The 17,430-nt window shown below is 39.8% G+C and carries 16 protein-coding genes; all 16 read right to left on the reverse strand.

All coding sequences use genetic code 11. The features are described from left to right. Position 1: 1 nt before the first annotated feature. Positions 2-571, reverse strand: coding sequence for a nucleoside triphosphate pyrophosphatase (locus H5090_RS01285; RefSeq protein WP_002958404.1), 570 nt, complete (start codon positions 569-571; stop codon positions 2-4). Then, positions 571-1,050: a rod shape-determining protein MreD gene (gene mreD, locus H5090_RS01290; RefSeq protein ID WP_002958403.1), complete on the reverse strand. Its 480-nt coding sequence runs from the start codon at positions 1,048-1,050 to the stop codon at positions 571-573. The genes H5090_RS01285 and mreD overlap by 1 nt, the downstream gene beginning before the upstream one ends. Next, entirely contained in the window at positions 1,043-1,885 is an 843-nt protein-coding gene (gene mreC / locus H5090_RS01295; RefSeq protein ID WP_173400216.1) for a rod shape-determining protein MreC, read from the reverse strand. Before mreC ends, mreD begins: the two co-directional genes overlap by 8 nt. After that, positions 1,885-2,928, reverse strand: a complete 1,044-nt coding sequence (locus H5090_RS01300) for a rod shape-determining protein (protein ID WP_002958401.1) — start codon at positions 2,926-2,928, stop codon at positions 1,885-1,887. The genes mreC and H5090_RS01300 overlap by 1 nt, the downstream gene beginning before the upstream one ends. 133 nt (positions 2,929-3,061) lie before the next feature. Continuing rightward, positions 3,062-5,110 (reverse strand): formylglycine-generating enzyme family protein, encoded by a 2,049-nt coding sequence (locus H5090_RS01305; RefSeq protein ID WP_024605452.1) that lies wholly within the window; start codon positions 5,108-5,110, stop codon positions 3,062-3,064. A 121-nt stretch (positions 5,111-5,231) separates the two neighbouring features. Further along, a complete protein-coding gene (locus tag H5090_RS01310; protein WP_182694810.1) occupies positions 5,232-8,972 on the reverse strand; it encodes an H-type lectin domain-containing protein in 3,741 nt (1,246 codons plus the stop codon). Next, entirely contained in the window at positions 8,969-9,460 is a 492-nt protein-coding gene (locus H5090_RS01315) for a hypothetical protein (protein WP_024594530.1), read from the reverse strand. The genes H5090_RS01310 and H5090_RS01315 overlap by 4 nt, the downstream gene beginning before the upstream one ends. Next, positions 9,450-10,289, reverse strand: coding sequence for a type II secretion system protein J (locus H5090_RS01320; RefSeq protein ID WP_121953561.1), 840 nt, complete (start codon positions 10,287-10,289; stop codon positions 9,450-9,452). The genes H5090_RS01315 and H5090_RS01320 overlap by 11 nt, the downstream gene beginning before the upstream one ends. Further along, the gene (locus H5090_RS01325) at positions 10,289-10,828 is read right to left on the reverse strand and encodes a prepilin-type N-terminal cleavage/methylation domain-containing protein (RefSeq protein WP_121953562.1); all 540 of its coding nucleotides are present in this window, start codon (positions 10,826-10,828) and stop codon (positions 10,289-10,291) included. The genes H5090_RS01320 and H5090_RS01325 overlap by 1 nt, the downstream gene beginning before the upstream one ends. Then, the gene (locus tag H5090_RS01330; RefSeq protein WP_182694811.1) at positions 10,815-11,306 is read right to left on the reverse strand and encodes a type II secretion system protein; all 492 of its coding nucleotides are present in this window, start codon (positions 11,304-11,306) and stop codon (positions 10,815-10,817) included. The genes H5090_RS01325 and H5090_RS01330 overlap by 14 nt, the downstream gene beginning before the upstream one ends. Before the next feature lie 8 nt (positions 11,307-11,314). Next, positions 11,315-11,845, reverse strand: coding sequence for a prepilin-type N-terminal cleavage/methylation domain-containing protein (locus H5090_RS20985; RefSeq protein WP_165739287.1), 531 nt, complete (start codon positions 11,843-11,845; stop codon positions 11,315-11,317). A gap of 22 nt (positions 11,846-11,867) precedes the next feature. Further along, positions 11,868-12,452, reverse strand: a complete 585-nt coding sequence (locus tag H5090_RS01340; protein ID WP_182694812.1) for a prepilin-type N-terminal cleavage/methylation domain-containing protein — start codon at positions 12,450-12,452, stop codon at positions 11,868-11,870. A 4-nt stretch (positions 12,453-12,456) separates the two neighbouring features. Continuing rightward, the gene (locus tag H5090_RS01345; protein WP_182694813.1) at positions 12,457-13,677 is read right to left on the reverse strand and encodes a type II secretion system F family protein; all 1,221 of its coding nucleotides are present in this window, start codon (positions 13,675-13,677) and stop codon (positions 12,457-12,459) included. Next, positions 13,664-15,391, reverse strand: a complete 1,728-nt coding sequence (locus H5090_RS01350; protein ID WP_076925387.1) for a GspE/PulE family protein — start codon at positions 15,389-15,391, stop codon at positions 13,664-13,666. The genes H5090_RS01345 and H5090_RS01350 overlap by 14 nt, the downstream gene beginning before the upstream one ends. Then, positions 15,388-16,530 (reverse strand): tetratricopeptide repeat protein, encoded by a 1,143-nt coding sequence (locus tag H5090_RS01355; protein ID WP_182694814.1) that lies wholly within the window; start codon positions 16,528-16,530, stop codon positions 15,388-15,390. Before H5090_RS01355 ends, H5090_RS01350 begins: the two co-directional genes overlap by 4 nt. Continuing rightward, positions 16,527-17,429, reverse strand: a complete 903-nt coding sequence (locus tag H5090_RS01360; RefSeq protein ID WP_024598054.1) for an ExeA family protein — start codon at positions 17,427-17,429, stop codon at positions 16,527-16,529. Before H5090_RS01360 ends, H5090_RS01355 begins: the two co-directional genes overlap by 4 nt. Between the last annotated feature and the right edge of the window lies 1 nt (position 17,430).

Below are 17,430 nucleotides of genomic sequence, written 5' to 3' on the forward strand. Positions count from 1 at the left end.
GTTACCTTCTTAAGAATGTTTTTAATAATTGTTCGGTTTCATATAAAGGTAAGCCTACAACAGAAAAATAGCTACCCGCAATGTGAGTTACAAAGCGGCCGCCTAAACCTTGGATACCGTAGCCACCGGCTTTATCTTGTGGCTCACCTGACTCCCAATAAGCATTAATTTCTTCATCTGTTAAGGTTTTAAAAGTAACATCTGTGCTTACAACACAGCTAAGCACATCATTTTGCGTCGCAAATGCAACTGCGGTAAGAACTTGATGCGTGTTACCCGATAGGCGTTTTAACGTGTGTGTAAAATCGTTTTTATCGCGAGGTTTACCCAATGACTCGTTATCTATAACAACCACGGTATCACTACCAAGTACAGGGCGATCGGTATATCCAAGCTCTACACCGCTTTGGGCTTTCAAGCGCGCTAAACGCTCAACAAGTGCTCTAGGTTGCTCGTTTGGAAGTGGGCTTTCATCTGCATCAACACTAAATTGTGTAAATTCGACACCTAATTGGCTTAATAACTCTTTACGACGGGGAGAGGCTGATGCCAAATATACTGCGGTAGTCATTACCTGATCCTAAAATGTCTGCGATATTTACGAAGTAGTAAAAAGACCCAAAACCAGCTAACCATTCCGGTTGCTACTGGCCATAAGTACTGTGGATTAAAATAAACCCCTAACAAAAAGTGATTTAGCCAAAACTGCATTAAGTGATACAGCGTTAAAAATAAACCAATTAGTAGGCTTTGTTGCCAAAGCGAAAAGTTACGAATTTTTTGAAAGTTGCTCGCGGTTACAAAAATACATACCGAGAATGTAAGCGAGTTCACGCCCAGCGGTGAGCCAGACGCTAAATCTATTAATAAACCAACAACCCAAGCAGTACCAATATTTAAACGATGCGGTACTGCTAGCGACCAATACATAAGTACAAGTAAAACCCAGTCAGGTCTAAATGGTTCAAACGAAAATGGAAGTGGCATCAGTGCCATTATTAACGCAAAAAAGATGCTTAGCGCAATTAACAATGAATAACGGTTAATCATCGCTGATTTGCTCCTGTTGATTACGCCATAAAATAACCAGCAAACGAATGCGATCTAGTTGCGCAATAGGTTCTGCAAAAACTTGTGCAAACGGTCGCCCTTCATCACGATTTATTTCAGTTACTACTGCCACCGGGTATCCTTCAGGGAATGTGCCCCCTAAACCCGATGTAACAAGTACATCGCCAATTCGCACATCTAAACTGTGTGGAACGTGAGAGAGCTTAACGACGTTAATTTTACCTATGCCTTCAACAACCGTTCGTACATCGTTACGAAGTATACGCACAGGTGTGGCATGTGTGGTGTCGGTCATTAGTAGCACGCGTGAAGTTGTTGAACCAACCTTTGTAAGCTGCCCTACTACACCCATTTCATCAATTACAGCTTGGCCTTCACTAAGCCCGTCAGTTGTACCACGGTTAATAACAACCTGATGACTATACGGGTTTGAATGTACAGAAAGTACCTGAGCAATAATTTTACGATTTGATTGCTTTGCAGATGAGCCTAATAAGGCGCGCAGTTTTTGATTTTCTCTGGCTAGAAATTGATACTGCTGAAGTTGCTCGCTTTGTAGCATTTGCTTTTTTTTCAGCGCTTCGTTTTCAGTAAGAAGTTGATCCCGCGTATGCAGGCTTTTAGCACTTAAGCTAAATAATTCGTAGGGTAAATTAGCAACATAGATTAGTGGGCTAACTAGAGTATTAAGGCTGGTACGAACAACGGTACCACCTTGCGTATATCTGTCTCCAACTATGAGTACGATACTCAAAAGCACTGCGACAAAAAGTCGCAGTTGCAAAGAGACTGTGCGTCCAAACATTAATTTCATTAGTCGTAACTAAAAACGTCACCACCATGAACATCGATCATTTCTAATGCTTTACCTCCACCACGCGCAACACACGTAAGTGGATCATCAGCCACAACAACCGGAATACCCGTTTCTTCCATTAATAAACGGTCTAAATCTTTTAACAATGCACCACCGCCAGTAAGTACCATGCCGTGCGCAGAGATATCTGATGCCAGCTCAGGTGGTGATTGCTCAAGCGCAACCATTACTGCACTCACAATACCCATTAACGGCTCTTGTAGAGCTTCTAGGATTTCGTGTGAGTTAAGCGTGAATGAACGCGGAACACCTTCGGCAAGGTTACGACCGCGCACTTCAATTTCGATTGGCTCATCAGTTTTGAACGCAGAGCCAATTTGATGCTTAATATTTTCAGCTGTCGCTTCACCAATTAAGCTACCAAAGTTACGACGTACATAATTAATAATAGCTTCGTCAAACTTATCACCACCAATACGAACAGATGATGAGTAAACAACACCGTTAAGTGAAATAATAGCCACTTCAGTTGTACCACCACCAATATCAACAACCATAGAACCTGTTGCTTCTGATACTGGTAAACCTGCGCCAATAGCTGCTGCCATTGGTTCTTCAATTAAGTAAACTTCACGAGCACCCGCACCCATTGCAGATTCACGTATTGCACGTTTTTCTACTTGAGTAGCACCACACGGTACACAGATTAGTACACGCGGACTTGGGCGCATAAAGTTATTGTTATGCACTTGCTTAATGAAGTGTTGTAACATTTTTTCAGTTACATAAAAATCAGCGATTACACCGTCTTTCATTGGACGGATTGCTTTAATATTTCCCGGTGTACGGCCTAGCATTTGTTTTGCTTCTGTACCTACAGATGCAACACTTTTAGGTCCACCAGCGCGTTCTTGGCGAATAGCAACAACAGAAGGTTCGTTTAATACAATACCTTCTTCTTTTACATAAATTAGGGTATTGGCTGTACCCAAGTCGATCGATAGATCGTTAGAAAAAATACCACGGAGTTTTTTAAACATGAGGCTGGATGACCTTTGAAATACGTTCTTATATTAGCTGCCTCACTTTAACATGCTCAACTATATGAGCAATATAAAGCGCAGCGCCTTTGTGAATTTGTGAAAAAAGGAAGCAAAGCTTCCTTAATTGAGTTTATCGTTCGCGAACTAAGCGAAAACCAATGTAGTTAGATCTAAAATCAGGCGCTAAAATTAAACGCGTAGATGCACGAGCAAGGCTTGGTGCAAAATTCCACGCTCCGCCTCTTACTGCTACATCAGACTCACCTGATTCTTTATCGGTCCATTCCCATACATTGCCTACGGTATCGTATAATCCAAATGCATTTGGAGAAAAAGAACCTACTGGTGATGCACGTCTATTTGACCATTCACTACCACACCAACCACAGTTAGCTAGGTTTTTACCAATTTCGTTACCCCAAGGGTATTCTGTTTCGGTTCCTGCACGTGCTGCGTATTCCCACTCAACTTCGTTAGGTAAACGAAATTGCTGTCCTGTTTGACCCGATAACCACTCAGCGTAAGCTTTTGCATCGTTATAAGTTAAACATACAGCAGGAAAGTCACTGCCTTGCTCAAAACCAGGATTACGCCAATTTAAATTTGCTTCCCATACTGGTTCGCCATTTAAATAATACGCACACCCTTTATTTTTTTCCGCTTGAGTTTTATAACCTGTATTTGCTACAAATTTTTCGTAGGCACCTACGGTTACTTCTTTACTTTGCATAGCGAAAGAATTTGCTATTACTTTTTCAATTACTGGACGTTCATTAGCTAAACCATTGCCATTGATATCGCCCATTTTAAATTTGCCTGCAGGAATAACGACAACCGGCGTTTCAACGTTTGCATTTAATACATTAACGTTTTCACTAACCTGGCGTGTTGTTACTTCTGGTTGCTCTCGAGTATAGGTCGGTGCAGCAATCGACTTAGGCTTTTTTACCAAATTTGCATTAATTGTTTGTGCTTTATTCAAATCAACACGAACTTGATAAGGCTTATAGCCAAGTTTACGTATTTCAATGTTGTGAATACCCGGCGGTAAACGTGTGATCAAGCGTGTTGAGCCGAAGCTTACACCATCGATAAACACTTCATCGTCGTATACGTTTGATCGTAATGTCAGCTCTATTGATTGATCCTTCTTCTTATTAAGGATAGAAGGGTAATCTTTTTTCACCGATGCAGGTTTAACTGAATAATCACGTACTGGCTGCTTTTCTAAACGAGAAACCGACACCGTGTTGCTATTATCCGCGCTATTACTGAATGTTAACTGACTATCAGTAAATGTATTGTTATACGCGGGTTGATAAGCAGCAGTAAGTGGCGTGCCGTACTCAGAACAATAACGGTTATCAATGCTTAGTAAGCTACATAAACGGCTACTGTTTACTTCGCCGCGCATGGTTACGCTTAAGTTAACGTTGTAGTTACCTTGGCCGCTAAATGCACTGTTAACTACATGGCTACTTAATATTTGTACTTGAGCGCCCGCCAAATTACGTTTTGGCTCAACAATGCGCTCTTCTGTTAAGTTTGCAAATATTTGATCTACAAAGCGTTTAGTTGCTTTTTGTAGCCCCATTTGCTGACCGCGTTGCTCACACGCTGCTAGCGTTTCTGTTCGCTTACAGTTAATCGTATGGTTAACTTCAAGCGTGCCTTCACGTGTAAACTCGTTACGTAAACGCTCTACTCTGGCTGTAGTTAACTGCTCTTTTAAACTTTCTAAAGTATTTAAAAGCGTATGCTTAGCAACACGAATTTGCTCTATATCTTTACGGTGGGATGCAATTGCCGCCAACTGCATAGAAATATCATCTTTGTTTTGCTTATGATCAATCACCGCTTTTTGATAGCGTGATTGAGCCGCACTAATATTAATAGTGGGATCGTCAATTAAACGACGGTACATTTCGTTCATCGCATCGAGCGCTTGGTTTTTTTCTTTATCTAGCTCTGTAGAACGAGAACGAAGTAGCTCTAGTTGATTTTGTAACTGACTTTCTTCTTTAAGATGTTTTTCAAGTATTCTTGTCGAGTTATCGTATTCTGTCTGTTTAACACTAATCTCTGACTCAATTCCAGTTACTGTAGCTGTGTCTTGTGCAAATGCACTACTAGCTAACAAACTAGCTGAAATTAACAGAGATAAAGGAGTAATTCGCATATATTCCAGTCCCAAAAAGCGGCAATTATTTGGTCGTTATTATTTTTTATAATTAAAGCCTTATGCTATGTACTTGCAGCACAAAACACAAGCTTTGTTCAATTATTATCTTAGTTTACAACTATTCGCGTGTTTCACGCCAGTAAATAACCCGATCATTTCCTCGAAAGCGTCCAAATTGTAAAATAGTACGAGGATCAAGCTGTGTTTCATCCCCCTGCCAATCCCACTTTAACCAATCATAAGTATTATATTCTAAGGTAAATTCACCCAAACCATTTGGCTGCGCATAAATACCATTGTTTGCCGGATACACTCCCGCCTCTAACTGGCCAGATACACCCGTTCCATATTCGTAGGCTAATTGCGGGCTGTTAGGTGATATTTGAGTGATTTGGGTATGATCAAATACACTACAGTTATCTTCTGCGTTATTTACAAATCCACTGCCGTTGTAATACTGAGCCTGCATAGGAATAAGTAAAGGGTCGAGATCGGAGCCTGCGTTATTACCAAGGACTAAGCGTCCAAATTTAAACTCTATTGGTAATGTATTTAGTCTTACGCTATTACAGCCACCCGAGCATGCTGCTTGTGTATTAGGTTTATCATTTGCATCAATGAGCGTTGCTCCTTCTATGTTAGAAAGCGTTACCATTAAACTCACCATAGCAAACGGTCCATCTGCTTGCCCTACACCTAATCTTTCGAGTGTCGTGTTAAGTTGGCTCATTTGCCACTGGCCGTCACTTATATCTCCCCAGTTATTATTTCCTAGGTTTACTAATCGGCTAGCAAAATTAGTTGCGGGTACATAGTTAGCTACTTCATTATTTTCGGCATTAACCTCTACACTGGACTTATCAAAGCCCTCTTTATAATTAGCCATTAGCTCACCATTTTGATTTAGCGCTTGTACTGTAAAGCCAAGTTCAAAAGGTTGATCAAGGTAAGTTAAATTACTGCCGTATTGCGTGCATTGTGCGGCAGCTTGAACCCCCACTACCTGAAACTGCGAAGGTGCAAAACGACCAATATTATATAATTCACCTTTTACATCTCCCGCGCCAAAGTAATCGGCATCTTGCAGACCTGCTGTTAAATCAATGATGCCAACTTGGTCGTAATTATACTGCGATATAGATTCACTCAAACTGCCTGTGTCACTAAAGGCAACAGTGCTCATCGCTTCAAGCGTACCTTGAACGCCTGGCGTAGGCGCTTTAAGTAATGCCTCTACAAGTGGTTGCTCTGTAATAAAGTGCTTGGCAATGGTGTTATTTATTATATTGCTGTAGTTATCTGGGTAACCATCGTTGTTAGTGTCTTGCCCTGTTTGCCATTGCACCGCATTCATCTTTAAATCAAATGCTTCGCCAGTTAATCTAAATAAACTTCCATCAGCGTCTGCTGCATAACCATCACTTGCAATTTCCATCGCTAATCCGAATGGCTTTACAACATACTCATTTGAACTACCCGTTAAATTTACTGATAAATTAGTGACTGGGTCTAAAATTAAATTGGTGTTTACATTTAAACTCAACTTTCCTGCATCGGGATAATTTATAACAATCGGTGCTTTAGACTCACTATCAAAGTTTAGCGTGAACGATTTAGCTGCTTGCTCGACCGCAAAGGTATTATTGTTGTTACTAAGTGAAACCGTATCAGAACAACTTGCACCAGCACTGCATGTATACGATAAATCTAAGCTTACATCACCACCAGCGGGAAATGCAGCTTCGCATACGCCCGTAGTGGTATTTGTTTTTACCGCTTGAATAGATAGCGCTTTTGCATTAAATCCAGTATTTGAAGGCTTTGCTGATAACTGAGTAGGAATTGTAGTATTTCCATCTGTATCATTATTAAAAATAAATCCAGCATCAGAAAACGTAACTTTACAGCCACTCAAACCAACATTATTACCACCGATATAACAACGAAGAGGTGCAGAAGGATCAGCAGTGTTATATCCAAATGTAACGCTACCAGTTGTACGTTTAGCAAACTCAACAGTTGTTGAGCCTGTAAAATTAATATTCTCCCCTGTAACCCAACTTTGCTGACCACTATTATCTGGAGAAAGGTTTAAACTAGAGGGTTCCGCAAATAATAAGTCGCAGGCATCATTAGCGCAGGCTGTTAGTGTCATTTCTTTAGCTTCACACGTTAGACCTTTGTTATCGCTTATTGTTAAACGATAATGATCCAGTGTTTCTGGTGTATAAATACCACAAAAACCAGGGATACTTTCGGGTACTGGTAGAGCGTCAAACGTTGAGCTCCCTTCGGTAATAATTTGAGTAGCCGATGTAATTGATCCCTGATACGTCACATTTTGAGCGATTCTTACCTCACCAGTGGCAACAATATAGCCCGCAATATTTGCATCGGCTGCAATAGCAACCGCACCATCGACATAAATAGCCAAGTACGCGCCAGTTTCTACTACTATATTTGTTTTACCTATATTCAAAAATGAAGTTGATAGAAGTGAGGTTGTGTCTTTTAAAAAAATACGTGTAGGCGCTGTTACTCTGTACTCTGTTTCCAGCATACTTAACTGCAACTCATCGTAATAATAGTCGCCAGCTAAAGAAGTAGGTACGGGCCCTGTTGAGCTACCATCATTTGTAACCGTTGGCACCTGCGCCGCTTGATTCGGTTCTAAAGAGTTATAACCACCAGCAACACACGCCTGACCATTACACAAAGGAGGGCTCGTCAGCGCTGTAGAAATTAAATTTGTGGTGGTGACAAACTGCGCATTACCATCGGTTATTTCTACCCCCTGCACCAGCTGTACTTCACCGTTGTTATAAGTAGAAATAGCGCCTGGGAATAACGTATCACAATCTAAAATATCACCATTAAATACAAAGGTACTGGTCATGGCGAGTATTGATGCTTCCTCGTTTACGTGACGGCGCTCGTTATCGCCATCACGGTCTTCGTCAACAACAAGCCCTAGCCTGTCAGTTCTTAGGTTACAGCTGCGTAGCCACCCGCCATCATCTTCTTGGCGTGAATTTTTACTTGCAACCACCAAAGGAGCCACACTAAAGTTATTAGTAAAACTAAAGTAATTACAGCCATCGCTCCAACCGTCAATTTCAAAGCCTGTGAAAAAAGTTTCCCACGATACCTCAACGCCATTATCGTCAGTAAATGTGCGGTTACTTCCTGGCTCCACTGCCATGTAAGCAACAGTTTCGTTTTTTATGATCCCAAGTGCTGTTTCAGATGCCTCTAAAGCAATATTAACGCCGCTGGCAGATAGAGAATTACTTTCTACTGCAACTGTTAAAAACGGAATTAATGCCTCAGAAGGTGGATTGCTGTCTATGCTATTGAGTGTTTGTAACGAATGGAAAAAGTTTGGCCTTTGAGTAAACGGTTCAGCAAATGTTAAAGACTTATAGCCTTTAGGTGTCAGTGGAGCAAAGCCAGACTTAGAGCCATACTGTAATTCGAGTAATAAGTCTGTACTGCCCACTTCCATAATTGTGCCGTCTGGAAATTGATGCACACCATACTCAACAGCTAAATAGTGCGCCCCCATACTAATATGTCCACCATCTTCTCCTGAAGGTTCAAGCGGTAAGGCCTCAAAGCTAGTTGTGGTTATATTACGTATTCTTATTATTGCAGGGTTTCCACCTTGGTTTGTTGAGAGCATAAATACAGCAGGAGGCGTTATATATTGCTGTTGAAAATTTACTTTTGTCCAAACAGGCGATGTGTATGTATCTTGCAGCTCTATATAACGGCCCTCGATTTTTGGAGGCACTGCATTTGCGTGATTACAAAGTAACACGCAGCTAAAAAATATAATGACTAATGCACTTTTTATCATGGTAAAGTTTTAGCCTCCACACTGAGTGTTCTTTGTGTTTCCCAATAATCCTTTCTGCAATCATTTCCTGCAGGGCAATCAATTGCGGCGCACGTTGCACTACTTTGTAAGTAATAAATATTAACAAGCCCGTTTGTTGTGCTGCTGTCGGGTAGGTCTATATATTCATCGCAACTCACCAGCACGTTACAATTAGCTAAATATGCAGTTTGAAAGGTTAAATTAGTTGTAACTGATGCACAGCTTTGCACTGAGCTATTTATTGGAAAGAGTTGCGTTAAACCACTTTCTAATCCACTTTGTGCTGCCATAAAAGCGCGAGCCCCATAATACTCAATCGTATTTTGTTGTGATGCACCAGAAAGCACTTTAACTAATGCTAACCCTAGTGCTAATAAAGCAACAATAATTACCAAAGAAACAATTATTAAGTTCCCTTTTTGTTTACTGGGTAAGGCTTTTCCGTGATGATTTTTTTTAAGGTACATTAGGAATATGCACCTCATGGTTAAAATTCATTACTTCAGTATCGTTAAATTGCATTTGCGCATTCACATTAAGCACAGCGTTTCTTTGTAGGGAGAGCGCATCAAGAGTAAAAAATAAATCGCTCGCTAAATTATTGGCAATGTAAATACCTAATAAATCACGTTTAACACCACTGCTTATTTGTAAGCTCACGGCATCTAATTGATTAACAATAAAACCGTAATTGGTATATCTATATAAATACTGCCCTTCAACGCAAAAACTTACAGGTTGAGAGAGTAAATAAAGGCGTTTACTCGGCGACTCTTGGGCAAATGCTTTACTAAATTGCCACTCATCAATTTCGCTCGCTGAACTATTAAATGCTGATACTTGCAAGCGCTTACTATTATTTTCATCATATATATCAGCACTGCTTAATGGGTAAATAGTTGCCCAATCTCCAGCTTGCGGCTGCGTTAAATTATTAAGTTCAAAATCAACAGCGCTAACATTAAAAGGCGCTACGGTAGGTAGGTAATTTGTATAGTGAGTCGCCGATAAAAACGGCGTAAATTCTAAGCACTGCTGAGCACTGCACGCTCCGCTAGTGCTGTTATCGCAAGAAAGCCTTAACGAATTTGGCGTAGCGTGGCGAAGCTCTTTACTAAGTCGCGTTATTAAAAAGCGGGCCTGAGCTACTGCTTCTTGGCGCTCAACCCCTTGTGAGTAAATACTGACTCCAGCACCAATAAATGAAAATGCACTTACGGCTAAAATACCAATAATAACCATGACAAGTAATAGTTCTATAAGGGTAAATGCATTTTGGTATTTAGCTCTTTGCATTAGTAATTCCCTTTATATGCACTAAATCCGTAAACTTCGCCTAAGGGTGATGTTACTTCAATAGTAATACGCTTAAAGGTTGTGCCATCGTTGGTGGTCGATTCGTTAAAGTCGCTATCGTACTCAACAGTAACAACTAAATTAAAGTCGCTGTACTCCCTTAACACCTCACCTAAGCTATTAGTAATAGGCTGGTTAGACAGTGCAATATAGTCATCTACATCATTATAACTGGTTCTGGTTTCTGAGTTATCTACTCCGAAGTCAGCAGGTGCGGTACAAGCCTCAGCACCTATAGATATTTCGCCACACCGCTTAAAAGGAGAGCTTCTGTCGCTGTGTTCATCAAATGATTTACTTTGAATTTCGTTCATTAGTGATTGGCCAAATTCAGAGGCTCTTAAAGCCACAATAGGCTCTGCACTTTTTTTGGCTTGTGGGGCAATTAAAGCTGTAATAATGCTCAATGCAATCGCAAACATAACTATGCCAATAATAAGCTCAATTAAGGTAAAACCTTTTACTTTAAGGGCACGCATATATAAGCCCTTCACCACTTATGCATACGCCAGCTAATCCAACATCGATTCGACATTGCGTAGTGCAGGTTTGATTTGATTTGCCTAAAGCATCAAAACTAATTTGGGTGAATATATTCGCGTTACTATCTAAAGCACTAAATGTTATATCACTTCTTTGTGTGTCTATTTGCACCACTAAATGATCGGTGTTGTTGGTATCAACGCCACCGTTACATGTATCAGGTGCGGGGGGAGCAATAAGTGTGGAGGTAATATAAAGGGTATGACAACTTGAAATGGCTGTATTTTGCATTGCACGTAGCTGCACTGTTCTCAGTGCATTTAAAGTACGATCTCTATACGAATAGGCGTCTTCTGTTGAGCTGCCCAGAAATTTGGGAACTGCCGTTACCGACAGTATTCCCAATATCACTAGAGTAATAATTAACTCAATGAGTGTGAAGCCACGCAATCGTTGCTTACTACTGCTTATCATTTATGTAATTAACAATCGCTAACATCGATAGCAACTGTTGCTGGAGTATCTTTGTTTAAAGCTGGAGTATAAGTAACTTTACAAGAGTCTGTGACTAGGTAGCTATTTGGATAAATAATGACTGGAGTTGTAGCATCATCCCCTCCTGACAAATTGAAGTCAGTACTATCAGCGATAGTAGGATCATCGGTTACATCTGCAAAATCTATATCTAAAAATGCTTCAAATGCATCAATAGTCCCCACAGGGTAGCCAAATCGGATTGCTACGCCTTCAACAATAGGTGTTGGAGTATCTGTTTCTGCTTTATTTTGTATATTAGCAATAAGTGCCTTACCATTCACAATATTCATACCACTGCGAATCGACCCTTGTACACCCTCAAGTGTTGAAGCATTTGCATCACCTTGCAAGTTTAAAAAACGAGGTGCGGCGGTAACTGCTAAAATGCCTAAAATAACAATTACGATGATCAATTCAACAAGTGTAAAACCTGCTTGTTTATTTATTGGTAAACTTTTTAACGATTGCGTTTTCATAAGTAAGCCTCTTTTTAATTACTTAATTTTTAAATATTTTTACTTTGCCTGTTTTAGCAAAGTATGAAAAACCTGTTAAACCTGATATTTCACTCGTATTAGTAGGTATACTTTTAATATCAATGGTATGAGTTAAATAGTAGTCGCATTGCGTACTTTCTGCATTGTACCTAACTAAAAAACTTACACTTTTTATTCTTGATATTTCATTACTTAACGTACTACTGGGTGCGTCTTGTAAAATTACATTTAAAACTTGGCGACATTTATTAGCATTTATAGTTTCTGCACGAGTATCTTTTTTTTCTGTTTCATCACTTGTTGGTGTACCTAACATTCCATCAACACCAACTATTACACCTCCATAATTAACAAATGTTTTGTTTGACCTACTGCTTGGTCTTCCTTCTAATTCCCATTGACCCCTAACCATGCCAACGGCCGATGAGAAACTACCTGCTATAGCGTCAACGCTTGCATTATGCGCTTGATTTTTAATACCTATATATTGAGGTATAGCAAAGCTCAAAATTACTGCCAGTAAAATCACAACAATAACTAACTCAAATAATGAGAAACCTTTTGAGTAAGCCTTTGATGCAATCACTTGGTTAATTACCTTTAATCGCGGACATCATGTTCCACATCGGCATAAAAATACCCAACGCTAAAATCAGCACCATAATGGCAACAAACACAGTTAAAATAGGTTCTATTTTTGCAGTTAAGCTCCGTAAGTCGTAATCAACTTCACGCTCATAATAATCAGCAGCCTCTTGTAAGAGCTCATCAACCCGACCTGTCTCTTCACCTACCGCCACCATCTGTAATACAAGCTGAGAAAACAGCTGAGAACTTTTTGAGGCTCTGAGTAAACTATCGCCCTTTTCTATATCTTGGCGCATAGTAATAATCGCTTTTTCCATATAGCTGTTATCTACGGCATGCGCTGTTAGTGATAAACCAGTGGTCATAGGCACACCGGAGCGCAATACCATAGCTAAACTTTGACTGTAGCGCGCAAGCAATGTCCGTTTTAAAATATCCCCAATAAATGGAATTTTTAATTTATATTGATCCCACTTAAAGCGTCCAGGCTCTGTATTTAAATAACGCCTCCAAGCAAAAACAGAACCAATACCCATCACCAACAATAACCACCAGTAGTTAACAAAAAAGCTGCTAGTGCCAATTAATATTTGAGTCATTAATGGCAATTCAGCATCAAATTTTTCGAACATACTGGCAAAGGTAGGAATAACAAAAATATTCAAAATAATCATAGCCGCTACTAGAGCCAAAATAACAAAAGTAGGGTAGCGCATAGCTGCTTTTATACGCTTTCGGGTTTCTTGTTCTTTCTCAAAATAAATAGCGAGTTGATAAAACGCATCTTCTAATCGTCCAGAGCCTTCACCAACCATTACCATTGATACTGTTAAACGGCTAAATACCTCGTTATGTATCGCCATTGCACTGGATAAGTCGCGGCCTTGCTCAAGCTGCTTGGTAACTTCTATTAGTACATTTTTAAATTCTTTATTTTGTGTTGTATCTGCCAATCCAATCATTGCTCGTATAATTGGTATACCTGCTTTTAATAGCGAATACATTTGCCTAGAAAACATAATCATGTCGTCTAGCGTTATTTTTTCGACAAATAAATTATCAAAAATTTTGATGTTATTTTTTGTTTCAACTAAAGAGATTGATATTGGTATAAATTGACGCTTCATTAAACTATCAGCTACGCCAGCTTGGTTACTCGCTTCTAATTGCCCTTTAACCAACATACCTTTGCTGTCTTTAGCTTTGTAGCTATATAGTTGCATCAATATCCCCTACTATTTCTGGAATATATTCAGCCACTTTAAATACTTCATCTAAAGAGGTAATACCTTGCTTAGCGTAATTTAGTGCCATTGTTGAAAGTGGTGAAAAGTTAGCACTATTTTTAGCTGCCTTTGCAAAACCTTGTGTGTCGTTAACCCGTAATGCATCCATCATCGCATCATCCATTTCGAGTAACTCAAAAATACCTACACGCCCTTTATAGCCACTGTGATTACATGCGGTGCAACCTTGCCCTTTAGAAAATTGAGCATCTGTAATCTCTTCGCCTAAATATTTTAACCAACTTAATTCTTGGCGATCTGGCAAGTACGGTACTCTGCAGTCATTACATACTCGTCTTACTAATCGCTGAGCAATAATCGCGCGCAGTGAACTTGCCACTAAGTAAGCCGGTGCCCCCATGTCGATTAAACGCATAGCACTGGTAATTGCATCATTGGTATGTAACGTTGATAGTACGAGGTGGCCTGTTAAAGCGGCCCTTAATCCAATATCTACGGTTTCTTGGTCACGCATTTCACCAACCATTATAATGTCAGGATCTTGCCTTAGAGCGGTCCGTAAAATACTTGCAAAGCTCAGCCCTATTTTATTATTTATTTGTACCTGGTTAATACGGCCAATACGATACTCAACGGGATCCTCTACTGTAATAATTTTACTTTCTTGTTGGTTTAACTCACTTAATGCACCGTATAGTGTGGTTGTTTTACCCGAGCCTGTTGGCCCAGTAACTAAAACCATGCCATGCGGACGTTTTATAATGCTGCGTACACGTTTTAATATGTGTACTGGCATGCCTGTCTCATCTAACGATAATAATCCGGCTGATTGATCAAGCAAACGCATTACAACTGATTCGCCATGCTGAACGGGCATAGTAGATAGGCGCACATCAATACTATGGCTGCGCACTTTTATATTAAAGCGACCATCCTGAGGGAGGCGTTTTTCAGATATATCTAATCCCGACATAAGCTTTAAACGTAGCACGAGTGCCGATGCTATTTTTACTTGGTTAAGAGTGTGCTCTTGTAATATGCCATCTACACGTTGACGAATGCGAAGCAAACCTTCATCAGGCTCAATGTGAATATCAGATGCGCGAACTTGCACAGCATCTTCAAATATTGATTGCAGTAGCTTTACAACGGTTGCATCAGATGTTTCATCACCTAAAGAGTTTAAATCAAACTCTTCTACGTCTTGATATTCTTCATGGAGTTGTGCTGCAAAGTTAGTAATTTCATCTGTACGACGATATACGTTGTCAAACGCAGCCATTATTTGACTTTCTTGTACAACAGCTAAATCTATTCGTTTTGGAGCAAGCATAGTTGCAAGTTGATCAAGCCCCCTTAGATCAGCAGGATCGCTCATCCCGACTAAAACAGAGTCACCATTGTCTTCAATTACTAATGCTCTGTAGCGACGTGCATAAACCTCAGATAAAAGCTTAGATACATCAGCTGATATTTTTCGCTGTGATATATCTAAAAAAGGTACTTGTAATTGCTGCGCTAAAAAACGTAATAGTTGTGGTTCACTAATAAACTCAAGTGTAATAAGCGTCGAACCTAATTTACGACCCGTCGCAGCTTGAACGTTTAGCGCTTCGCTTAGTTGCGCTTCGGTGATCATGTGCTCATGAACAAGTAAATCGCCTAAGCGCATTTTTAAACTAGGTCTCATACGGCCTCCTTTAGCGTAACTAAACGCTGTAATGCATGCTGCGTCATAGCTGTATTTAATCCACCTAAATCTAGAGCCACTTTGTAAAGCTGTTTAGCATCGAGGTACTCTCCTAATGCATCTTTTGAGGTTGCAAGTGCCAGCCACCACTTAGCTTGACTAGGCTGTAGTTGTGTAAGATGTTTAAAGCTTTCAAGTGCTTTATGGTGCTTACTCGCACTTTGCGCAGCAGTACCTTGTAGCACCCAAAAATCAAGATTCGCTTGAGCCTCAAATTCATCACTTAAAAGCAGCAATACTCCTTCATACTGTTGTTGCATAATAAGTATTTTGCTTAGCATTACACGCCATTCAAGTACGTTAGGGTTTTGGCGAATACCTGCTTGCAAAACCTGTTGCGCAGAATTTATATCTTGTTGTTTAAAGTAAGTTGCAGCGAGTAAATTTCGAGCTTCAACGTGCAAAGGCAATTGCGCTAAAATAATATTTAAATCACTAATGGCTTCATTGTATAAGCCAAACTGTATTGCTTGTTTAGCTGCGGCTAATTGCTCAATCAATAAAGCCTGTGGCGACTTAGCTTCTGCCACGCTTTTAGTCATAGTATTTTGAGACTTAGTTTTAATCATTGGAGTAATTTTTGGTTTGCTGACAATAGCTTCGCTAGTTACCAGTACATTATCTTTAGCTAGTGCAGGGCCTTGTTTAACCTCGGCAATTACAACTGGCTCAGCCGTTGGTTGAGAAACCAGTAATGTTGCTTCACTCAACTTGGATTCAGCTAAATCATTCACTTCTGGTTTTATTTGCTCAACTTGCACAACCGTTTTCACAACATCTTGCTCAACTAAAGGTTCTACATTGCTTTTTTCATCTTGATAATCAGATAAATTAGAGCTTAGAACCGCGACCATTTTTTGCTGTGGTAACACAGACTCACGTTGAGTCTCTTTTTTGTCGGCGGTCGGTAAATATAGGTATGCTAAAAAAATGACACTTAGCATAATAAGTAAAATTACGGCTTTAAATGCAATATTTTTTACATCATATATCGGCTTTAAACTTATACCTTCTTGAATACTTACTTGTTTAGCTTCTCGTTGCTCAATATTTTTAAGCATATTATTTATAACGCTCATAACAACTGCCTCCATACCCATATGGCAGCAATAGCTAAAACACTAAACATTAAAGCACTGTAGCTCCAATATTGTCCGGTTCGATACTTTGCGCAGTCTTCGGTATCTTTTATGGCAAGTTGAATATGGCGATTTGTTATTATATTTAACCCTTCACCGTAAGCTTGTAATAGTGCTTTGTGGCATAAAATATTAACTAACCTAGGAATTCCACGGCTAGCTCTAGCAATTTTGAGCCCCATACTATTATTAAATAAAGGAGGCCTATTAAACCCTGCAACTTGTAAGCGGTGATTAATATAATAAACAACCTCAGCGCCAGTCATCGCCCGTAATTTATACGAAAAACTGATACGTTGGCGTAATTGCCTTACTTTGTTGTTTGCCAGCTTTTCATCAAGTTCAGGTTGCCCAAATAACACAACTTGAATTAGTTTTTCACTTTCTGTTTCTAAGTTTGTAAATAATCTCAGCGCCTCTAGAGTCTCCCAACTCAAGCATTGCGCCTCATCTATCAAGAGCACTACACGCTCATTATCTTCTTGTAAGTCGAGTAAGTGATGATTTATAAGCTGCCCTAGTGCTTGCTGATCTAATGCTTTATCTACATCCATACCCAGCTCAATGGCAATCGCCCATCTAAGCTCTTCTGGGCTTAAATAAGAGTTAGGTAAATAAGCCACAATGTAATCTGGCTCAAGTTGGTTTAATAGCTTTCTACAAAGTAGCGTTTTACCAGTCCCAACTTCACCAGTGACTTTAATAAACCCTTCACCCATTTCAATAGCTGTTGTTAACACTTGCATCGCTTCATGGTGCGGTTCAAGTGCACAAAAAAACTCTGTGTTAGGGGTTAACGTGAAAGGCATTTCACTTAAATTAAAAAAGCTTAAATACATA

The organism is Pseudoalteromonas sp. SR43-5, from assembly GCF_014163835.1.
In the GTDB taxonomy this organism is placed as follows: domain Bacteria; phylum Pseudomonadota; class Gammaproteobacteria; order Enterobacterales; family Alteromonadaceae; genus Pseudoalteromonas; species Pseudoalteromonas distincta.